This is a genomic window from Gluconobacter sp. GP1 (assembly GCF_032913585.1).
Classification (GTDB): domain Bacteria; phylum Pseudomonadota; class Alphaproteobacteria; order Acetobacterales; family Acetobacteraceae; genus Gluconobacter; species Gluconobacter cerinus.
Genome location: NZ_JASGXC010000074.1, coordinates 1 through 287, shown reverse-complemented (window position 1 = coordinate 287; position 287 = coordinate 1). Strand labels below are relative to the sequence as shown.

Genomic DNA, 287 nt, shown 5'->3' with positions numbered 1-287 from the left:
TCCAGGCACAGCGCCGCCACTTCGGACCGTCGGAGGGCGCCGGCAAAGCCGAGCAGAAGAATGGCCTTGTCCCGAACGCCCACCAGCTCATCCGTATCGATCTGCTCGATGACCTCGCTCAGCAGATCCCAGGTCAGCCCCTTGACCTGACGGGACGCACTTTCCGTTGACGTCCTGCGGATGCCCGCAACCGTTTCGGACACAAGAGCATGGGAGGTCGGGACGGGAACCTGGGCAACATGGTGCAGATAGCGCAGTGCAGCACGGTGCAGATCCACCGTCGCGGG

General features: G+C 64.1%; 1 pseudogene. It reads right to left on the bottom strand.

The annotated features are described in order from the left end of the window. Positions 1-287, bottom strand: a pseudogene (locus R5H23_RS16985) (integrase); the annotation flags it as partial.